Origin of the sequence: Paenarthrobacter sp. R1 (genome assembly GCF_030264015.1) — a bacterium.
GTDB classification, from domain to species: Bacteria; Actinomycetota; Actinomycetes; order Actinomycetales; family Micrococcaceae; genus Arthrobacter; species Arthrobacter ureafaciens.
Genome location: NZ_CP127115.1, coordinates 2,801,620 through 2,820,146, shown reverse-complemented (window position 1 = coordinate 2,820,146; position 18,527 = coordinate 2,801,620). Strand labels below are relative to the sequence as shown.

The window sequence follows — 18,527 nt, the reverse complement described above, 5'->3', positions numbered from 1 at the left end:
TTTCAGCGAAAAGTCAGCGGGCCATTCCGGCCAGCAGTTCCCGGTGCGTGGGCGGGTTCGCCCCGGAGCGGCCCACAGTGATGGATGCCGCCATGGAGGCGGTGGTGCCGATCCTCTCCAGCACTGTCGGAGCCAAGCCATCGCTTCCCCGAAGGAGCAGCCCCAGGATCAGCGCGGACATGTATGAATCCCCCGCTCCGATCGTGTCAGCCACCGTGGACGGGATGGCCGGGACATTCAGCTGGGTCTCCCGCGTGGCCATGAGGGATCCGTTCGCCCCCTGCGTCACCACGGCCAGCACGGTCCCCAGGGACAGCAGGTGGCGGGCCGTTTCCGCCAGGTCCTTGCCCGGATACAGCCAGCGGGCATCGTCTTCACTCATCTTGACGACGTCGGTCAACGGCACCAGTTCCTCAAAGAGGGAGAGGGCCTCGTGGTGGCTGCCCAGGAGGTCGCGGCGGATGTTGGGGTCGTAGGTGACCATGCATCCGCCCTGCGCCTGTTCAAGCATGCCGCGCACGACGCTTGCTCCCGGCTGCAGGAACGTGGCGATGGAACCGGTGTGCAGGATCCTGGGCGCGTAAGGGAGCACCACGGGAGGCAAGGACCAGTCAATGTCGAAGGTGTACTCAGCGGACCCGTCGTCGCCGATCTGTGCCGTAGCCGTGGCCGTCTTCCCCAACGACCTGGAACCGGGAAGCAGAACCACCCCCGCGCTCTGGAGGTGTTCGGTGATGGCGTCACCGCGGTCGTCGCGTCCGATCGCCGTCAACAGGCCGGCTTTGATGTCCAGGCGCCCCAGGCCGTAGGCCACATTGGCAGGTGAACCGCCCGGATACTCGATCTGCCCATCCGGAGACTGCACGATGTCGATCAGCGCCTCACCCACCACGACGACGTCGAGGGGTTCGGGTGCGAGGGAGGGAGTGGCGGTCATGCGGTTCCTGTTCGTTGGTTGGGGAGGTGTGGAGGTGCGGCCACGGAATGACGTTCAACAAGGGGACATTCGAACAATTCAGTGTGGCCCGGGGTTGGCGTACCGGCAAGGATCAACTCCACGGCACGCCTTCCCATGTCAATGAAGGGCAGTTCCAAGGTAGTCAGGCCTGGCCGCAGATGGGGTGCGAGTGACTCCTGGTTGTCGAAGCCGACCACGGACACGTCATCCGGAACGGCCAGCCCTTTCGACGCCAGCGCCTGGTAGGCGCCCCACGCCGTGCGGTCATTACCGCAGAAAATCGCTGTGGGCGGGCGATCCCCGGCCATCAGCTCAAGCGTCCTCCGGTAACCGCCGGCTTCGTCGCCGTCCCCCGCGAGGTGCAGTCCGCCGTCGTACGCAATACCCGCCTCTGCGAGCGCCTTCCGGTAGCCTTCAAGCCGCCCGACGACGGCAGGCAGTCCGTCCTCCACCGCACCGATGTTGATGAAACCGACCCTTCGGTGCCCTGCCCGGATGAGGGTCCGGGTGGCGGTGTACCCGCCGAGCACCTCCGACGGCGCGATGCTCGCGAAGGCGCCGCTGCGGTCCTGCGCGTTAAGCACGACGGCGGGCAGCTCACCCAGGACGTCCGGAACATCCACCGTCCGGTGATACATCGAGGCGTAGACCACCCCGGCCACTTTGTGCGAGAGCATGGCTTCGAGGGACGCAGCCTCCAGCCCGCGGTCTCCGCCCGTGTTCACCGTGAGCAGCAACATCCCGGCCTCCCATGCCCGGGCTTGTGCGCCTTCGATGATCTTCCCGGCAAAAGGTGCGGTGGCCACGTGGTCCCCCACGAAACCGATCATTTCAGCAACGCCTTCGCGGAGAACCTTCGCGTGGGCGTTGGTGCGGTACCCTAGCTCCTTGGCGGCCTGATGGACGCGCCGCCGGGTTTCCTCCGAGACCCTGGCTCCCCCCACGTCGTTGAGGACCAGCGATACCGTGGCTTGGGAAACGCCCGCAGCGGCCGCCACGTGGTGCATCGTGGGGCCGGACTTGCCGCTGGTGCCGGGCCGGGTCATGGAAGCCTGTCTGTCGTGCGGCTCCGGCTTGATTCAGGGGTTCAGTTATACGCATAACCGGGCCTCGAAAACAGTAACTCTCATCACACCCCGCGTCAATGCCGCACGCGGGCGTTACAGTCGGAACATGCCCGCAAATCTTCCTCCAGGCCTGCCTATCATCCCTGACGGCGACCTTCCTTCGTCCCCGTTGCGGGGCCGGGCCGCCCCCTTCCGGATGACGCCGGAGGAGTTCGAGGCCGCCGTCGAAGATGCTTTGCACATGATCCCGCCCAAGGCAGCCAGCGCCATGGACAACGTGGCCGTCTTCATTGAGGACACCTACGTTCCGCGCCCCGGCGAAGACCCGGACACGGTACTGCTGGGCCTCTACGAGGGCGTCCCGCTGACGGAACGCGATTCATGGTGGGAGGCGGGTTCGCTCCCGGACCGCATCACCATCTTCCGCCAGCCCATCCTGGACATCTGCACCACCCGCGACGAAGTCATCGAGGAAGTGGCCATCACGGTGGTACACGAGATCGCCCACCACTTCGGCATCGACGACGACCGCCTGCACGAACTCGGCTGGGGCTAGCCTTAGAAGCATGGGGCACGACCACAACCACTCGCACGGACTCACTGCAACCGGCAGGCATCGCAAGAGACTCATAGCCGTCCTGGGCATCACCCTGGGCGTGGTGGGTATCCAGGTGGTCGGCGCCATTATCTCCGGTTCCCTTGCGCTGCTGGCCGACGCCGGACACATGCTCTCCGATGCCGCCGGCGTGTTCATCGCGCTCATGGCGGCCTGGATCGCGACGCGCCCCGCCAGCGATCAACGCACCTACGGCTACCAACGGGCCGAAGTGCTTGCCGCCCTGGCCAATGCCCTGGTCCTGATTGTCATCGCGGTGGTGATCATGATCGAGGCCATCCGCAGGTTCGGCGAAACCCCGGAGATCCACACCGACATCATGCTGTGGGCCGCAATTCTGGGTGCCGCAGCCAACCTCGTCTCACTGTTGATCCTCCAAGGCGCGCAGAAGGAAAGCCTCAACGTACGCGGCGCCTACCTGGAAGTCCTGGGCGACCTCCTCGGCTCGATCGCCGTCATTGTGGCCGCCGTCGTCATCATGACCACGGGCTTCAGCGCTGCGGACCCCATCGCCTCCATGCTGATCGCGGTCATGATCATCCCCCGCGCCTGGCACCTCCTCCGCGACGTAGTGGACGTGCTGCTTGAAGCCACCCCCAAGGGAGTGGACGTCAACATGATCCGCGAGCACATCCTGGCCGTGGACGGAGTGGTGGAGGCCCACGACATCCATATTTGGACCATTACCTCGGGAGTGCCGGTGTTCTCGGCCCACGTGGTGGTGGAAGACGAACTTCTCAACGCCGCCGGCGCGGACAGCATCCTTGACCAACTGGGGTCCTGCCTGGGGAGTCATTTCGATACCGAGCACTGCACCTTCCAGCTTGAACCGGTGAGCCACTCGGAGCACGAATCCCACCAGCACGCATAGCTGCATTCGCTGTGCCGTGCCGGGCTTTGAAGTGCCTGTTCAGGCGGGCGTTACCGTTCCGGAGGCGCCGTCTACCGTGATGCGCTGGCCGGTTGCGATCCGCACGGTGGCATCGGGGACGCCCACGACGGCGGGAATCCCGTACTCGCGCGCAACCACGGCCCCGTGCGAGTTGGGACCGCCCATTTCCATGACCAGGCCTCCTGCCGTCAGGAAGAGCGGCGTCCAGCCCGGATCGGTTGAAGGCGCCACCAGGATTTCGCCGGGCTCCAGGTGGGCTCCTACCGGGTCCATGACCACCCTCGCCAGCCCCGTCACTGTCCCGGTCGATGCCGCACTGCCGGTGAGTACTCCCGCGGACGCGTTGGCCGCTGGCTCTTTGGCTCCGGGATCCACCACGGCTTCGGGTTCTGTTCCGTCCGAGAGCAGCATCCGCGGGATGTGGCGGCGCTGCAGCTCACGGTCGTAATCCTGGCGGCGTTCCGCCACCACCGGCTGGAAGCGGGTTCCGGCCAAGGCGAGTTCCACGTCCTCGAAGTCCAGGAAGAAGACGTCATCGGCCTCGTCCAAACGCCCTGCTTCTGCCAGTTCCCGGCCGATCCGCACCATGTGCCTCCGCACCTCGGCCAGACCAAGGACCAGGTTGTATTTGGGCAATTCCCGCAGGCCCGCGTAGCGGCGCGTGCGATCGAGGGCGAAGCGGATCACCGCGGCGTGAAGGGCGCTCTTGGTCCTGCCACGGGCCACCAGGCGTGCAACCTGGTCTTCGGCTTCGGTGGCGGCATTTTCAAACTGCCGGGGCGGGTCGGGTTGCGGCGTGGGTTCCGGCTGCCGTGGAGAACCTCCGGCCCCGGGAGCACCGCCGCCCTGCCCAAGCCGCAAGTAGTTCCCAAGAACTCCAAGAATGTGGGTGGGTTCCTCCGACCAGCGCGGCATCCCGATGTCTATCTCCGCGACGGCCCGGTCCCCGTATTCGGCAAGGAACCTCTCAAGACCGGCTTGCGGACGTGCCGGAAGCCCACCTGCCTTGTAGGCCTCCGCCAGTTCTGCGGCGCCACGGGAAACGAAGAACTCAACTGCTTCCGGGTCCTGTCCGATCTTGCTCGCCAACTCCCAGAGCGCAAGGTCCATCTCGGTGGTGACGTTATGGGGCAGGCCACGAATAACTGTTTGAAGTTCGTCGTAGGAAACGTCGGGACCCAGCAATTTCCGGACCAGTGCCAGCAGGGCAAAGCCAAGTGCCGGAAGGGGCAGGACCTGGGGAACTGTGGCAAAAATCCGCTCTCCGAGGATTCGCTCCACATGCTGCAACCTCTGATGGCTCGTGGCGGAGACGGGAAGATCGAAGGCGTCCTTCAAGTCTTGGCTGACCTTATCCAGTTGCCTCATGGCCGCTGCGGGCCTGAACAGACCCCGAAGGACCGTTTCCGGCACCCGGTATCTCGCTGCAACAGGAGCCACATGGCGGATCAGCTTGAAAGGAGTCTTGTTGGTCATGGCGAACCGGGGGTCTTCGCTGAGGCGCCGGATCAAAGCGGCGGACCGGGCCTCCATAATGTCGAAAATCCTGGGCGCAAGGGCCCTGCCCACCCTGCTCCGAAGCACTGAAGTGATGTCGAAGAAGATCCGCTGGCCAGCCTCGTAGTACGGCGAAGGGCCCGTGCGCGGGTCCGGCACGTCAAAGCCGGCCCGGCGGGCGACGCAGGAAGCAATCAGCCTGATTCCCGCCAGCCCCATGGGCGTCAGGGGCCGGGTGAGGCCCTGGGCCAGGCTGAAGTTCAAGAACGCATGCTCGCCCCCGGAAGACGGCGTCCTTGTTGGTCGCGGGTACAGGGTGGTGATGGGCCGCGCCTGCGTCAACCACAGCTTCCCGTCCCGGTCCATGGCCCACTCGGTGTCCTGCGGAGCTGCGTAGTGTTGTTCCACGCGGTCGCCCAAGGCCGCGAGCGCCCGGATCTGGTGGTCCGTGAGGCAAGGTTCCACCCGCGAAACTTCGCCGTCAGTCCCGATCGCCGCAGCGTCAAGCCCGGTCTTTCCAAGCTGTCCGGAGTGTTCAACCCGTTCAGTCCCCCCACCGGGCAGGGGCCGGATCTCGACTCTACGGTCACCGATGGTGCGCGTCAGGATCTGGAGGCTCCGGATATCCACCACGTACTGGTCGGGATTCACCGCGCCGGAGACCACTGCTTCGCCCAGGCCGGGACTCGCATCGATGACCGCCTCCTGCCGACGCCCGGTCAGCGGGTTGGCCGTGAACATGACGCCGGCGGTGGCGGCGTCGATCATCTGCTGCACTACAACGGCGAGCGCCACCGTCGAATGCCGGATCCCGTGTGCAGTCCTGTAACTCGCCGCCCGGTCAGTCCACAGGGAAGCCCAGCACCGGCTCACTGCGTCCAGCACGGCATCCACGCCAACCACATTCAGGAAAGTGTCCTGCTGGCCGGCAAAGCTCGCAAAAGGCAGGTCTTCCGCCGTGGCCGAGGACCGGACAGCAACCGGGACATCCGGGCCCAGCCTGTTGTACGCCGTGCGGACTTCTTCGGCCACCTCTGGAGGAACACCGGCAGCCAGCACTACGGAGCGGGCACGGGCCGCCAGGGCATCAAGGGAAGAATCAACGACGTCGGTCCCGTCCAGGGCAGCCAGCACCTCACCCAACGCTGCGCCGTCAAGCGCCCGGCGGTAGGCCGCCGTCGTCAGGCAAAATCCGGGCGGCACCGGCAAACCGGCGGTGGCCATTTCACCAAGGTTGGCGGCCTTGCCGCCAACCTCCGCCAGCATGCCTGAACGAATCCGGTCCAACGGAAGGATGAAACCGTACCCGGCTGTTGAAGCCTTCCCGGTTTGCCCGCCCTGCTGCGGCCCTTCCGCCGCTTCACCGTCCATGCCGCCGTGAAGCGTCAGGTCCTAGTCGTTGCCCAGCATGGGGCCGAACTTGGGCCTGTCCGCAAGCCTGGAGTCTTCGCGATCCGGGACCACCATGACCGGTCCCTTGGCGTGGTGCAGCACGCCGTCCGAGGTTGAACCGAGGAGCATTCCGGCGAACCCGCCGCGTCCACGGGTGCCCAGGACCACCAGTTCCACTCCCCTGCTGGCCTCCACCAGGACGTCCACGGGAGAGCCGTCTGTCAGCTGGGTTTCCACCGTGAGATGCGGGAAATGGCTGCGGAGCCAGGCAACGCCGGCATCCAGTTGGACCTTGATATCCGCGAACAGGGCATCCCTGTCCAAGGGGGCCGGCACCCAGGCCAGCGAGCCGCTGTACTGAGGCACAGCGCAGACTACCCGCAGCTTCGCGCCCATGCGTTCTGCCTGTTCAGCAGCCTCCAGGACCGCCACTCGCGCCTGTTCGGAGCCGTCAACACCAACTACAACAATGTTCTCCACAGTGCGGGGACCGGCCTTCGCGTGTTCGGCCTTGATGTGCTTGTCCTCGGTGCTCTGGCCCAGGCGGTCGGCGCAATACAACGGCACCGTCACTGTGGGGCACTTCGCGTGGGCCGGCAGCGCGCTGCTGACGGAGCCCAGCAGACGGCCGACGAATCCACCGCGTCCGCGGCTGCCCGAAACCAAGAGGGCGGCTTCCGCGGAGAGATCCAGCAGGACACCGGCGGCATCCCCGTTCTCCACCGAGGCGTCAACGTCGATGTTGTAGCCGGAAACCTTCTCCACGGCCTGTTTGGCGATGGCTTCGGCGCCTTCCCGGATCATCGAGTCGTCCACCGTTGCGTATCCGCCGTCCAACCCTGAGGCGGCGAAGATCGGCACTGAATAAGCGGTCACGATGTGCAAGGGAAGTTGCCGGCGTTCGGCTTCACGCGCTGCCCACACCAAAGCGCATTGTCCGTGTTCGGAGCCGTCCACTCCAACCACGATGCCGCCCGGTGCTACTGCTTCCGCGTCACCGCCGCGGGGATGTTCAACGTGACTACCGTGCTGGTCCATTTGGGGCCCGCCTCTCCACCTGCTGCTTGATGTTCCGGCCATTCTGCCAGAGGTTCAACGTAGGGGTGTTACACCTCACGTTGTGCGCTAATGTCCGTGAACGAGGAAGCCACGGGACTTCCTCGTCCAATGCCAACTATTCTCGTTTGCTTATAGCGAATCAAGGCGGCTTTTCCGCTATCTGCATAACGGTCCGGGCTCGGTTTCAAGGCCCTCCCGGGACGCCCCGGGAAGAAGTAATAACACGCTGTCAGGAAGGCTACCCAACGCCCCAAAAGTTCTGTAGTGTTCGAGTCACCGAATGGCCGGGGAGAGTGTTCCAGAACACATACCGGCCATTTATTTGCGACCGTTTGGGGGAACCGGAAGCGTCCAATCCTGCCTTTGGGCACGTACGTCAAGGAGGAACCACGCAGTGTCACTCATGCCTGATTCCGCCACGGAGCGAACCACCACCGTGGTGATCGGAGCCGGACTCTCAGGCCTCGCCGTGGCCAGCGAACTCAGCCGCTACGGCGTGGGCTCGATCGTGGTGGACGGCTTCGGCCCACTGGCACAGACGGGTCCTTCCGTGCATACCGGCATGCTGCAACGCTGCGAGGTAGCCGATCCCGCTTCCATGCTGGAACGGAACCAGATCCTCCGCCACCTGCGGAACTACGCGGCCAGTCACCACCTGGATGTACGCAACACCACCAAGGCGGTCCGGCTGGACCTGCTCACGGCTGCAGAAACTCCCCTCGCATCCCCTCGTCAATGGGCCGTCCACACGGCGCACGGCATTCTCCTTGCCGACCACGTTGTAGTGACGCGTTGCGCGCAGAGCCAGCTACGCAAGATGCTGGCCGAGCTGGGGATTGCCGTTGGTCAGAACCTTGTGGCCGCCATGCGCGCGGTGGGCATGCATCTGGTGGGAGTGGGAGAACTCATCACTCCAACCCCCAAGGAAGTCCTCCGCCAGGCCAAGGCGGTGGGGCAGGCCATCTCTTCGAAGGTGGCACTTCCAGCAGCGCCCGGCCTCGCGATCGCCTAAGCCCGGCAACCCCCACAGCGGCACCAAGGCAGCCCGGAAACAGGGCTCTTGGAGCAGGGGCCTTAGACCAAAAGCCTTAAACCAAAAAACCGGCACCCCGGGAGGAGAAACCTCCGGGGTGCCGGCCTTTTTGTGAAGCGTGAAGCTTATGCGCCGGCGCGGACGTACGTGAGCGGGCCGGTTGCGGTCAGCCAGCTGATCGGGTGGATGCCGGTCTGGTTACCGTTGATGCCACCGGAGATGGCCTGGCCATTGCCGATGTAGATGGCAACGTGGCCGGACTGGACGATCATGTCACCGGGCTGGGGATCACTGACAACCTTGCCGTAGTTCATGAATTGCATGGGTGCAAGGTCGCCCACCGGGATACCTGCGGAGCCGAGGGCCTTTTCGACCATGGCGGTGCAGTCCTGCATGACACCGATCTGGGCGTAAGCCGAGGCAACCATTGCTGCGCTGACGCCGCCAACAGCGGGTGCCGGGGCAGGTGCTGCGGGAGCAGCAGCGGCAGGTGCGGAAGCAGCAACCGTGGCGGTAGCGGCGGGAGCAGCAGCCTTGGCTGCGGCCTTCTTGGGAGCCTCAACAACCGGAGCCGGCTTCTCGATGACCGGTGCTGCCACGGAAGCAACAGCGGGACGCTCGAAGTTGACGGTGGCCGTTGCTGCGGCAGTGACAACCTTGTTGGGGGTTTCGGCAACGGTTTCAGCAACCGTGGCGGGGCTGGAGTCCCGCTGGACCGGAGCCTGTGCCGGAGTTTCGGCAGCGTGCGCAGCAATGGAACCGGTCAGGACAAGACCCGAAGCTGCAGCGATGACGGCTGCCTGGCGGCCAGCGCCTGAAGCGTTGCTGGCAACTGCCTTGGAGATGGAGATGAACGGATTGGGGCGTACGCTGTCCGCCTTACGACGGCCGCGAAGAATGCGTGAAGACATGAAAGAGCCTCTCCCGATGCCTGCGAGGTTAGCTGTCGGATTCGGATGGGAGTCACCCGGCCACTATCCACCGCTGTTCAGCGGAAGCTTCGTGGCTTCACCCCAAGGCGCGCTCATTGGCGGCCTAAAATGGGTTCCCCGTCTCTGCCGTAGGTATGTCTGCGAACGGATTCCGACCTGCGGCAGAGCTAGGCAATCAGGCCGGAAGTGCGCCGAATGCGGATCGGGCACAGGTACTACCGTACGCGATGATCACGGCAAAGTCACATTTAAGTAACGAGAAGTGGGCGTCGAGCGTGTCGCAGTAACCGTTTCGAGATTTTCGCAGGTATGTAGAAAACCCCGTCATTCCGCGGATTTATCGCCCTCGGCATCATTGGAGGCAGCCAATTTCCGACGGGCTGTAACGGCCAGGAAAATAACGAGCGCAACAGCTAATGCAGCAAACGCCACGATGCTCCACGGGAACGGCTGGGAGGCGTCCGGAGCGGGTTCGCTGACGGGGGTTCCGGGGGCCGCAGTTCCTGCGCTCGGAACAGTGCCCGAACCTGCCTGGCCCGACGCGGACGGCGAGGCTCCCGCGGTGGCCCCCTCCGACGTCGTGCTTCCTGCTGTTGCCGTGAACGTAAAGGTGCCCTCGATGGGGTGCGAATCGGAGCTGACGACGCGCCAAACCACCGTGTACTGGCCCGCCGGAGCGCCGGGGCGCAGTTTTTGGACCGCCTGGTTGTCGATGATTTGCACGGCGCCGTCCGCCCAGTTCTCCCCGCCCGCGGTCACCGACATGCCCGAACCAATAGCCAGCGGCCGGTTATTGAACGTGACGGAGACCGATGCCGGAACTTCCGCAACCGTGGCTCCGCTGGCCGGACTCGTGGATTCTGCGGCGTCGTGCGCCGATGCCGGGGCGGCGCCGAAAAGCAGCGCCGAGGCGAAGGCGAGGGCAGCAACGACGGCGGCCAGGAGCGGGCGGATGGTGCGCATGGGGCGGTTTCTCCTAATGTTGGCTTCCTTACAGACTAGGCGAATCGTCAGGCCTCCCCGCACGGGCGGGCATAGGATTTGAGAGCACACTCACACGATCCCCGGAGACATCCATGCTTAAACAGGGTTCTGCAATCGACCGCTACTTCAAGATCTCCGAACGTGGATCCACGTATTCGCGGGAAATCCGTGGCGGCTTCGCGACCTTCTTTGCCATGAGCTACATCGTGGTCCTGAACCCCCTCATCCTGTCGGGGGCTGACTCGAGCGGGGCATCGCTGGGCTTCACGGCCGTCGCCGCCACCACGGCCTTCGTGGCAGGCATCCTGACCATCCTCATGGGTGCTTGGGCCAAGCATCCCTTTGCCGTAGCCACAGGTCTGGGCGTCAACGCGTTCGTGGCCGTCACCGTCGCCTCGCACCCGGGCCTGACATGGCCGGACATGATGGGCCTGGTGGTCCTCTCCGGCCTGACCATGCTGATCCTTGTCCTCACCGGGTTCCGGACCGCCGTCTTCAAGGCCGTCCCCGAGGCGCTCAAGACCGCGATCGTGGTGGGCATCGGTCTCTTCATTGCGCTGATCGGCCTGGTCAACGCCGGCTTCGTGCGCCGCATCCCCGACGCCGCCGGAACCACCGTTCCGCTGGGCCTGGGCGTGGACGGCAAACTCCTGGGCTGGCCGACGCTGGTGTTCGCGGTCGGCCTGGTCCTCACCATCGCGCTGGTGGTGCGCAAGGTACGCGGTGCCATCCTGATCGGCATCATCGTCTCCACCGCGCTGGCTGCGATCCTTGAATTCACCCTGCATATCGGCCCGAGCAACGACGGCACCACCATCAACCCCCGTGGCTGGTCGCTCGTGGCGCCCAAAGTGTCCGAGTGGGGCGCTCCGGACCTTTCCCTGATCGGCAAGGCCAACCCCTTTGGCGCCTTCGAACACCTTGGCTTCATCGGTGCCGCCCTGCTGGCCTTCGTGATCCTGCTCAGCATCTTCTTCGACGCCATGGGCACCATGGTGGGCCTGGCCAATGAGGCCGGAACCGTGGATGAGCACGGCAACATCCCCAATGTGGACCGCGTTCTCCAGGTTGATGCGCTCGGCGCGATTGTGGGTGGCGGAGCTTCGGTGTCCTCCAACCAGATCTTCGTCGAATCCGGCGCCGGCATTGGCGAAGGCGCCCGGACCGGCCTGGCCTCGATCGTCACCGGTGTCCTGTTCCTGGTGGCCATGTTCTTTACGCCGTTGATCAACCTGGTTCCCTTCGAAGCCGTTGCGCCCGCCCTTGTTGTGGTGGGCTTCATGATGGTTTCGCAGGTGGGCAAGATCGACTGGCAGGACTGGGGCGTCGGCATCCCGGCGTTCCTGACCATCGCCCTCATGCCGTTCACCTACTCGATCGCCAACGGCCTCGGCGCAGGCTTCATCTCCTACGTCCTGATCCGCACGTTCCAGGGCCGCGCCCGCGAGGTACACCCCTTGATGTGGGCTGTGGCTGCCGCATTCCTGCTGTTCTTCGGCATCGGCACCGTGGAGGAACTGCTCGGGGTGAAGTAACCTCATTCCGGTATTACAGACACTCCGGGCCCGGAACTGCTGGCATTGGCAGTCCGGGTCCGGTGTGCTTAAACCATGGAAACCAGCGCCCCCGCCGTAGACGTCACCCCCACCGCGTGGACCGGCCGCTTCGACGGCGACGGCCCCGAGCACCGCCGGTGGTGGCAAGCTGTGGCTCCCCACGCTGCCGGGACCGCCGCTGCCGGCGTGCGCTCCGCCGTCGTACTGGGCTTCTGCAGCGACGCAGGGGTTCGCCGCAACAAGGGGCGGGTGGGTGCTGCCGCGGCTCCGGCCGCGATCCGTGCGGCGCTTGGTCCGCTGGCGTTCCACCTGGACCGGGAGGTGTTCGACGCCGGTGACGTGGTGGTGGAGGGCGACCAGCTGGAGGACGGCCAGGCACGCGCCGGACGTGCCATCTCCGGACTGCTCGACGCCGGCAACCTCACCGTTGTGCTTGGCGGGGGCCACGAAACCGCGTTCGCCAGCTACCTGGGGGTGGCCGGCTCCGAAGTCCTGCGCGGCAAACGGCTGGGTGTGCTGAACCTTGACGCCCACTTTGACCTGCGCGACGAGCCCGTCCCGAGCTCGGGAACGCCGTTCCTCCAGATGGCCCAGGAGGAAGCCGCCGCTGGCCGGGAACTGCAGTACGCCGTCGTCGGTATTTCCGAACCCAACAACACGCGGACCCTGTTCGACACAGCGGAGCGGCTGGGCGTGAAGTATCTATTGGACGAGGGGTGCGCGCCGGAGGTCGTGGAGACGTTCGTGGCCGATTTCCTGGCAGGCATCGACGTCCTTTACTTGACGATCGACCTTGATGTGATGCCCGCAGCGGTGGCGCCCGGCGTCAGCGCTCCGGCCGCGTACGGAGTGCCGCTGCCGGTGATCAGCGCCGTCTGCAAGCAAGTGGCCGCCAGCGGGAAGCTTGTGCATCTTGATGTGGCGGAATTGAATCCTGAGTTCGACATTGACGGGCGTACCGCCAAGGTGGCTGCTCGGTTGGTGAACACGCTGCTGGCCTAACTGTGTTTGGCTAACCCTTTTGCTGGGCACATCATCCCCATAGCCTTGTGGAGGGAAGGATGGCGATGAGCACGACTCCTGTGGATGTTCCGCGAAAGGGCACTGTCCGGAATAAGTGGTCCTGGGTGGCCGGACCGGTGGCCGTTGCCCTGGGTCTGGGCGCCCACGTTGTTTCCGGTGGAAGCGCCCCGGCCATCCCCATCCTGCTGGGATTCGTGGCTTTGTCTGCCTTGGCGGCCCAGCTGATCACACACTGGATCCACGGACCCATCTTGCTGCTGCTCATCTCCGGGGCGGCGCAGCAAGTGCTGTTCTTCGGCTTCGATGCCTTGGGTGGTTCCTTTCCCGGCCTCGGTTCCCTGGACCACCTGCACGGCACGGGGCAGATCCCCGCGGACCTCCCTGCCGCAGTGTCCGGTGGCGGCGCCGTCCACGGGGCGGACCTGATGCTCTACACCCACGCCGCCGCGGCCATTCTCACGTTGCTGATTGGCGCAGGCGTGGCGAAGCTGGGTCACAGGCCCGTACGTCGTCCCGCAACTCGAGATGGCATTTAATGGCAATGTCCGGCCCAAACATTGCCATTAAGTGTCATCTCGCGGGGTTTAGGGCGATCATGAAAGCATGGCACCCGGGAATGAGCCGGCCGATGGGTTCCTGACCGACTACTACGAACACGTATCGGACGACGACGTCCGCAATTACACTCCGGAGACACTCCTTGAGCGGGCCCGCTACCATCGGACACTGGCCGAGCGCCGCGAGCCCGGGCAGGCCCTGGTAGGCATCCTCCACGAGACCGATTCCAGCGTGGTGGCGATCGTCGCGGACGACCTGCCGTACCTTCTCCCCTCCGTCACGGCCGAGATTGCCCGGGACACCTCGTCCATCCGGCTCCTGGTCCATCCGGTGTTCCGCGTCGAACGGGACCCTGCAACGCACCGGCTCACCCGAATCCGCAGCGGTCCGCACCGCACGGGATTGCCCACCGGGGTGGCGCCTTCCCCGGCAACGCACGACGACGGCGACCGCACCGAAGCGTGGATGGCGCTGGACATCCCGCGCTTGGCGGACGAGGACGGCACCGAACTCCTGACTGCCCGGATACATGCCGTGTTGAAGGATGTGCAGGCCGCCGCGGAAGATGCCGACGCCATGCACGCAGGTTTGGAGCGGACACTCGCGGAACTGGAAGCAGGCACTGGCTCGGGCGAAGATGCAGTGAAGGATTCCCGTGAAGCACAGCAGCTGCTGCGGTGGTTGGACGCGGGAAACTTCGTCTTCCTGGGCTACCGGGCCGGCGGCTCCGGCGGGTCCGGCGGATCGACCGGGCAGAGCGGCGGCCTGGGGATCCTGCGCGAGCCCGGAGACCCCAACAGTCCCACCACGGTGCAGGGCCCACTCCTAACGCTCACCAAGTCCACCAAACGTTCCACGGTCCTCCGTCATGCCTACCTCGACGAAGTAACGGTAAGGACGCCCGCCGCCCGGGAACACACCTTCGTGGGTTTGTTCTCGCCCAACTCCTCGGCCCACCCGGTGCTGGAGATCCCTGTCATCCGGGACACCGTGTCCGAGGCGTTGCGGACTTTGGGCTACCCGGCCTCATCGCATCACGGCAAGGAACTCCTGGCCGTGATGGACGCCTACCCACGGGACGAGCTGTTCCACATAGAGGCATCGCAGTTGGCCCTGCACGCCCGGGAGATTCTCCGCTTGCAGGAGCTGCACAGCACCCGGCTGTTCCTTCGTCCCGATTCGTTCGGCCGGTTCATGACTGCTTTGGTGTTCCTACCGCGCCGTCGTTACAACACAGCCGTTCGCCTGAACATCGAACGGGAACTGCGTGAAGCGTTCGGCTCGGATGACATCGAGTTCGAGTTGCGCTTGGGCGAATCCGCAATGGCCAGGGTCTTCTTCCGGATCCTGCTCCCGGCGGCGCCGTCAGGATCCAGCCAGCACAGAGCAGACGCCGGCACACCCCCACCTGGCGCCGGCCCGCACGAGGCGCCATCCGCCGTCGTCGATTCCGCCGCGCTGGAGCAGCGCATCATTGCCGCCACGCGTTCCTGGGCCCAAGGTCTGGACGAGGCGCTTCAGGCCGCCTACCCGCGGGAGGAGGCCGGCCGGCTTTCCGGGCTGTGGGCCGCTGCTTTTCCAGCCAGCTACAAAGCGGACTATGAAGTGGAGGACGCGGTAGCGGACATCGCGCGGTTTGAGAGTTTCCTTCCCGGCGAGGATGAACAGGACCCCATCTTGTCCGTGTACACCCGTCCGGGCACCGCAGTCCTGGCTGAGGACGCCCGCGTGCGCCTTTACCTGACCCGGCCCAAGAGCCTCACCCAGATCCTCCCGTTGTTCCACAATCTGGGTCTCCAAGTGCTGGACCAACGGCCGTTCGATGTCCAGCGGGCCGATGGAAGGCAGTTCTTCCTCTACGACCTGGGCTTGAAGTACCCGCGGGGCGTGGATCCCGTCGCAACGGGTCATTTGCTCGCCGTGGCGTTCCAGGCGGCGATGCGCGGGGACTCGGAGTCGGACGCCTTTGATGCGTTGGTCATTCGGGAGGGCCTGGGTTGGCGGCATGTTGCCGTGCTGCGGGCCTATGCCAAGTATTTGCGGCAATTGGGCAGTGCCAATTCGTACAGCTTCATGGCGGAGACCCTCCGGACCAACCCGGCGGCAACCCGCGCGCTGTTGGAACTGTTCGAAGCCAAATTCAACCCGGACCTGATCGCGGCTGACCTGTTCGAACCGGACCCGGGTGCGCACACGGGCGACGGGGATGTGTTTGAAGAGGGCAGCAGTGAACTGAGCCACCGGACACAGGCCGTCCACGCAGCGCGGGCCAGGCTCGCCGAAGCCATCGACGCCGTCCCCGTCCTTGATGCGGACAGGCTGTTGCGTTCCCTGGCCAGCCTGGTGGAGGCCACCCTGCGGACCAACTTCTACCTGGACAGGCCCTGCCTCAGTTTCAAGGTCAGCCCCGCCGGTATCCCTGCTGCGCCGGCACCGCGGCCGAAGTTTGAGATCTGGGTGTACTCGCCACGCGTCGAGGGCGTTCACTTGCGCTTTGGAGCGATCGCGCGGGGAGGTTTGCGCTGGTCGGACCGGCGGGAGGATTTCCGCACGGAAGTCCTGGGACTGGTGAAGGCACAGACCGTGAAGAACGCGGTGATCGTCCCTACCGGCGCCAAAGGCGGGTTCTTCCCCAAACGGCTCCCGGACCCGGCGGAAGACCGGGCCGCGTGGCTCGCCGAGGGCCAGCAAAGTTACCGCACTTTCATCCGTGGCCTGCTGGACGTGACGGACAACCTGGTGCCGGATCCCGACGGCGGACCGGCCGGCCGCGTCGTGCCACCGCCCCGGGTGGTGAGGCACGACGGCGACGACTACTACCTTGTGGTTGCCGCGGACAAGGGGACGGCCGCCTTCTCCGACCTCGCCAACGCCATAGCAGCGGAGTACGGCTTCTGGCTGGGTGATGCCTTCGCGTCCGGCGGATCCGTGGGCTACGACCACAAGCAGATGGGCATCACCGCCCGGGGCGCCTGGGAATCGGTACGCCACCATTTCAGTGAACTGATGATCGACTCCCGCGCAGAAGACTTCACCGTGGTGGGGATCGGGGACATGAGCGGTGACGTCTTCGGCAACGGCATGCTCCTGTCCAACCACATCAAGCTGGTGGCAGCGTTCGACCACCGGCACATCTTCCTGGACCCCAACCCTGACCCGCTTGCTTCCTACGCGGAACGGGAGAGGCTCTTCACACTGCCCCGCTCGTCCTGGGCGGACTACGATGCCAGCAAACTGAGCCCCGGCGGTGGCGTGTTCGCCCGCTCGGAAAAGTCCATCCGGATCAGCGAACAAGTGCGCGTTGCCTTGGGCCTGCAGGAAAACACGACGGCGATGACCCCGCCGGAGCTTCTGCGCGCCGTACTAACGGCACCGGTGGACCTCGTGTACAACGGCGGGATCGGAACCTACGTGAAGGCTTCCACGGAAACCAACGCGGACGTGGGAGACAAGTCCAACGACGCTATCCGCGTGGATGCCACGCAGCTCCGCACGCACATCATCGCCGAGGGCGGGAACCTTGGCGTGACCCAGCGCGGCAGGATCGAAGCTGCCCTGGCCGGGATCCTCGTGAACACGGATGCGATCGACAATTCCGCCGGGGTTGAATGCTCGGACCACGAGGTGAACATCAAGATCTTCCTTGACCGCATGATCTCCGCCGGAAGGATGCCCGCGGCCGAACGCACGGCGTTCCTGCAGGACCTCCAAACCGAAGTTGGGCGGCTCGTCCTGAAAACCAACGACCACCAGAACACCCTCCTGGTCAACGACAAACAGCTGGCCCTGGAGTGGAGCCCCAGCTTCGAACGGACCATGGACTGGCTGGAATCGGTGACGGACATGGACCGGAAACTGGAATCCCTGCCGTCCAACGAAGAGCTGCGCGCCCGGGTCCTTACGGGCAAGGGCCTGACCACCCCGGAACTGGCAGTGCTGGCGGCCTACGCCAAGATCGAGCTCGCCCGGGAGCTGACCGACGGTGGACTGGCCGATGATCCGTGGTTCTCGCAAACCCTCCATTCCTACTTCCCCAAGCAGCTCTCCGAAAGGTTCGGCGAGCACCTTGCCACCCATCCCCTCCGCCGGGAAATCGTGGCCACGGTGGTAGCCAACGACATGATCAACATGGGCGGGATTTCCTTCGCCTTCAGGGCCATGGAGGAAACCACCGTGTCCGCTGCGGCAGTGGCCCGTGGATTCGTCGTCATGCGCCGGATCTGGGATTTTGATGCGGTGACAGAGGCAATAGCGGCAATTCCAGCGAACATCCCCACTGAGCATGGAGCGGCGGTCGCTTTGGACATGCGACGCCTGCTGGACCGTTCAGTGCGTTGGTACGTCACCCACGACTTCCGCGACAAGCCCGTAGCCGATGCGTTTGCCCGACTGGAAAGCCCCATGGCATTGATGCGGTCAAACTTCACGCGCTTCCTGCATGGATTCAACTTGAGCTTTTCGCTGGACCTTCTTGCCCACTCGGACGCCGTGGGGCTGCCTCATCAGCTGGGGCTCCGTGCCTCCGAGTTGCTGGTCAGCTACGGGCTGCTGGACATCGCGGCGATTGCCGAAGAGCTTCAGGAACCCGCAGAGGCTGTGGCCGAGGTGTACTTTGCCGTGTTCGAGCGGATCTCGGCCATCCGTCTGCTGCAGCACATCACCCGGCTCCCCCGTGACACCCACTGGGAATCCCTTGCGCGTGCTGCCCTGCGGGACGACATGTACCTCGTGCTGGCGGACATGACCCGGGCGGTTGTCCGCCACACACCCCGTTCCCCGGCTGCTGCCCATGACCCCGTGGAGCGGATCATGGACTGGGAGCGCGGAAACATCGAACAACTGACGCGGATCCAGGAGACCATCCAAGAGGCGATCAAGCCCGGACCCATGGATATCGCAGCCCTGTCAGTGGCCGTTAAACTGCTCCGGGCAATGGTCCGGAGATGAGACACGGATCACA

13 protein-coding genes and 1 riboswitch are annotated in these 18,527 nt (G+C 65.0%); of the genes, 7 read left to right on the top strand and 6 right to left on the bottom strand.

Going from position 1 to position 18,527, the window contains the following annotated elements; all coding sequences use genetic code 11:
- Window positions 1-13 precede the first annotated feature (13 nt).
- The gene (locus QN084_RS13730) at window positions 14-937 is read right to left on the bottom strand and encodes a carbohydrate kinase family protein (RefSeq protein ID WP_069696083.1); all 924 of its coding nucleotides are present in this window, start codon (window positions 935-937) and stop codon (window positions 14-16) included.
- Window positions 934-2,004, bottom strand: a complete 1,071-nt coding sequence (locus QN084_RS13725) for a LacI family DNA-binding transcriptional regulator (protein WP_259362811.1) — start codon at window positions 2,002-2,004, stop codon at window positions 934-936. Before QN084_RS13725 ends, QN084_RS13730 begins: the two co-directional genes overlap by 4 nt.
- A gap of 127 nt (window positions 2,005-2,131) precedes the next feature.
- On the opposite strand from QN084_RS13725, the gene QN084_RS13720 reads away from it, so the two are divergent.
- Together QN084_RS13720 and QN084_RS13715 are read left to right on the top strand one after the other, a co-directional pair.
- The gene (locus QN084_RS13720) at window positions 2,132-2,581 is read left to right on the top strand and encodes a metallopeptidase family protein (protein WP_021471132.1); all 450 of its coding nucleotides are present in this window, start codon (window positions 2,132-2,134) and stop codon (window positions 2,579-2,581) included.
- A 10-nt stretch (window positions 2,582-2,591) separates the two neighbouring features.
- Entirely contained in the window at window positions 2,592-3,512 is a 921-nt protein-coding gene (locus QN084_RS13715) for a cation diffusion facilitator family transporter (protein ID WP_062094816.1), read from the top strand.
- A 39-nt stretch (window positions 3,513-3,551) separates the two neighbouring features.
- On the opposite strand, the gene QN084_RS13710 is transcribed toward QN084_RS13715, so the two are convergent.
- Complete coding sequence (locus QN084_RS13710; RefSeq protein ID WP_062094814.1) at window positions 3,552-6,401, bottom strand: PEP/pyruvate-binding domain-containing protein; 2,850 nt, start codon at window positions 6,399-6,401, stop codon at window positions 3,552-3,554.
- A gap of 21 nt (window positions 6,402-6,422) precedes the next feature.
- Window positions 6,423-7,460 carry a universal stress protein gene (locus tag QN084_RS13705; protein ID WP_021471135.1) on the bottom strand — a complete coding sequence of 346 codons (1,038 nt, stop codon included), beginning with the start codon at window positions 7,458-7,460 and terminating at the stop codon, window positions 6,423-6,425.
- A gap of 424 nt (window positions 7,461-7,884) precedes the next feature.
- On the opposite strand from QN084_RS13705, the gene QN084_RS13700 reads away from it, so the two are divergent.
- Window positions 7,885-8,493: an FAD-dependent monooxygenase gene (locus QN084_RS13700; RefSeq protein WP_021471136.1), complete on the top strand. Its 609-nt coding sequence runs from the start codon at window positions 7,885-7,887 to the stop codon at window positions 8,491-8,493.
- A gap of 146 nt (window positions 8,494-8,639) precedes the next feature.
- Here the strand turns inward: QN084_RS13700 and QN084_RS13695 are convergent, their stop codons facing one another.
- Together QN084_RS13695 and QN084_RS13690 are read right to left on the bottom strand one after the other, a co-directional pair.
- A complete protein-coding gene (locus tag QN084_RS13695) occupies window positions 8,640-9,425 on the bottom strand; it encodes an NlpC/P60 family protein (RefSeq protein WP_069696084.1) in 786 nt (261 codons plus the stop codon).
- A 3-nt stretch (window positions 9,426-9,428) separates the two neighbouring features.
- Window positions 9,429-9,591: riboswitch (cyclic di-AMP (ydaO/yuaA leader) on the bottom strand.
- 179 nt (window positions 9,592-9,770) lie between these two features.
- The gene (locus QN084_RS13690) at window positions 9,771-10,409 is read right to left on the bottom strand and encodes a copper resistance CopC family protein (protein WP_021471138.1); all 639 of its coding nucleotides are present in this window, start codon (window positions 10,407-10,409) and stop codon (window positions 9,771-9,773) included.
- Between the two features lie 113 nt (window positions 10,410-10,522).
- Here QN084_RS13690 and QN084_RS13685 point away from each other — a divergent pair, with 113 nt between their 5' ends.
- The 4 genes from QN084_RS13685 (at window position 10,523) to QN084_RS13670 (ending at window position 18,514) form a co-directional block, all read left to right on the top strand.
- Complete coding sequence (locus tag QN084_RS13685) at window positions 10,523-11,965, top strand: NCS2 family permease (protein ID WP_021471139.1); 1,443 nt, start codon at window positions 10,523-10,525, stop codon at window positions 11,963-11,965.
- 75 nt (window positions 11,966-12,040) lie between these two features.
- Entirely contained in the window at window positions 12,041-12,988 is a 948-nt protein-coding gene (gene hutG / locus QN084_RS13680; protein WP_069696085.1) for a formimidoylglutamase, read from the top strand.
- Between the two features lie 65 nt (window positions 12,989-13,053).
- The gene (locus QN084_RS13675) at window positions 13,054-13,545 is read left to right on the top strand and encodes a hypothetical protein (RefSeq protein ID WP_021471141.1); all 492 of its coding nucleotides are present in this window, start codon (window positions 13,054-13,056) and stop codon (window positions 13,543-13,545) included.
- A 67-nt stretch (window positions 13,546-13,612) separates the two neighbouring features.
- Window positions 13,613-18,514 (top strand): NAD-glutamate dehydrogenase, encoded by a 4,902-nt coding sequence (locus QN084_RS13670; protein WP_069696086.1) that lies wholly within the window; start codon window positions 13,613-13,615, stop codon window positions 18,512-18,514.
- Window positions 18,515-18,527 lie beyond the last annotated feature (13 nt).

Coding starts and splice junctions, on each gene's coding strand:
- QN084_RS13715 (WP_062094816.1), top strand. CDS start 2,592: ATGGGGCACGACCACAACCACTCGCACGGACTCACTGCAACCGGCAGG.
- QN084_RS13725 (WP_259362811.1), bottom strand. CDS start 2,004: ATGACCCGGCCCGGCACCAGCGGCAAGTCCGGCCCCACGATGCACCAC.
- QN084_RS13695 (WP_069696084.1), bottom strand. CDS start 9,425: ATGTCTTCACGCATTCTTCGCGGCCGTCGTAAGGCGGACAGCGTACGC.
- QN084_RS13675 (WP_021471141.1), top strand. CDS start 13,054: ATGAGCACGACTCCTGTGGATGTTCCGCGAAAGGGCACTGTCCGGAAT.
- QN084_RS13705 (WP_021471135.1), bottom strand. CDS start 7,460: ATGGACCAGCACGGTAGTCACGTTGAACATCCCCGCGGCGGTGACGCG.
- QN084_RS13690 (WP_021471138.1), bottom strand. CDS start 10,409: ATGCGCACCATCCGCCCGCTCCTGGCCGCCGTCGTTGCTGCCCTCGCC.
- QN084_RS13670 (WP_069696086.1), top strand. CDS start 13,613: ATGGCACCCGGGAATGAGCCGGCCGATGGGTTCCTGACCGACTACTAC.
- hutG (WP_069696085.1), top strand. CDS start 12,041: ATGGAAACCAGCGCCCCCGCCGTAGACGTCACCCCCACCGCGTGGACC.
- QN084_RS13710 (WP_062094814.1), bottom strand. CDS start 6,401: ATGGACGGTGAAGCGGCGGAAGGGCCGCAGCAGGGCGGGCAAACCGGG.
- QN084_RS13720 (WP_021471132.1), top strand. CDS start 2,132: ATGCCCGCAAATCTTCCTCCAGGCCTGCCTATCATCCCTGACGGCGAC.
- QN084_RS13700 (WP_021471136.1), top strand. CDS start 7,885: ATGCCTGATTCCGCCACGGAGCGAACCACCACCGTGGTGATCGGAGCC.
- QN084_RS13730 (WP_069696083.1), bottom strand. CDS start 937: ATGACCGCCACTCCCTCCCTCGCACCCGAACCCCTCGACGTCGTCGTG.
- QN084_RS13685 (WP_021471139.1), top strand. CDS start 10,523: ATGCTTAAACAGGGTTCTGCAATCGACCGCTACTTCAAGATCTCCGAA.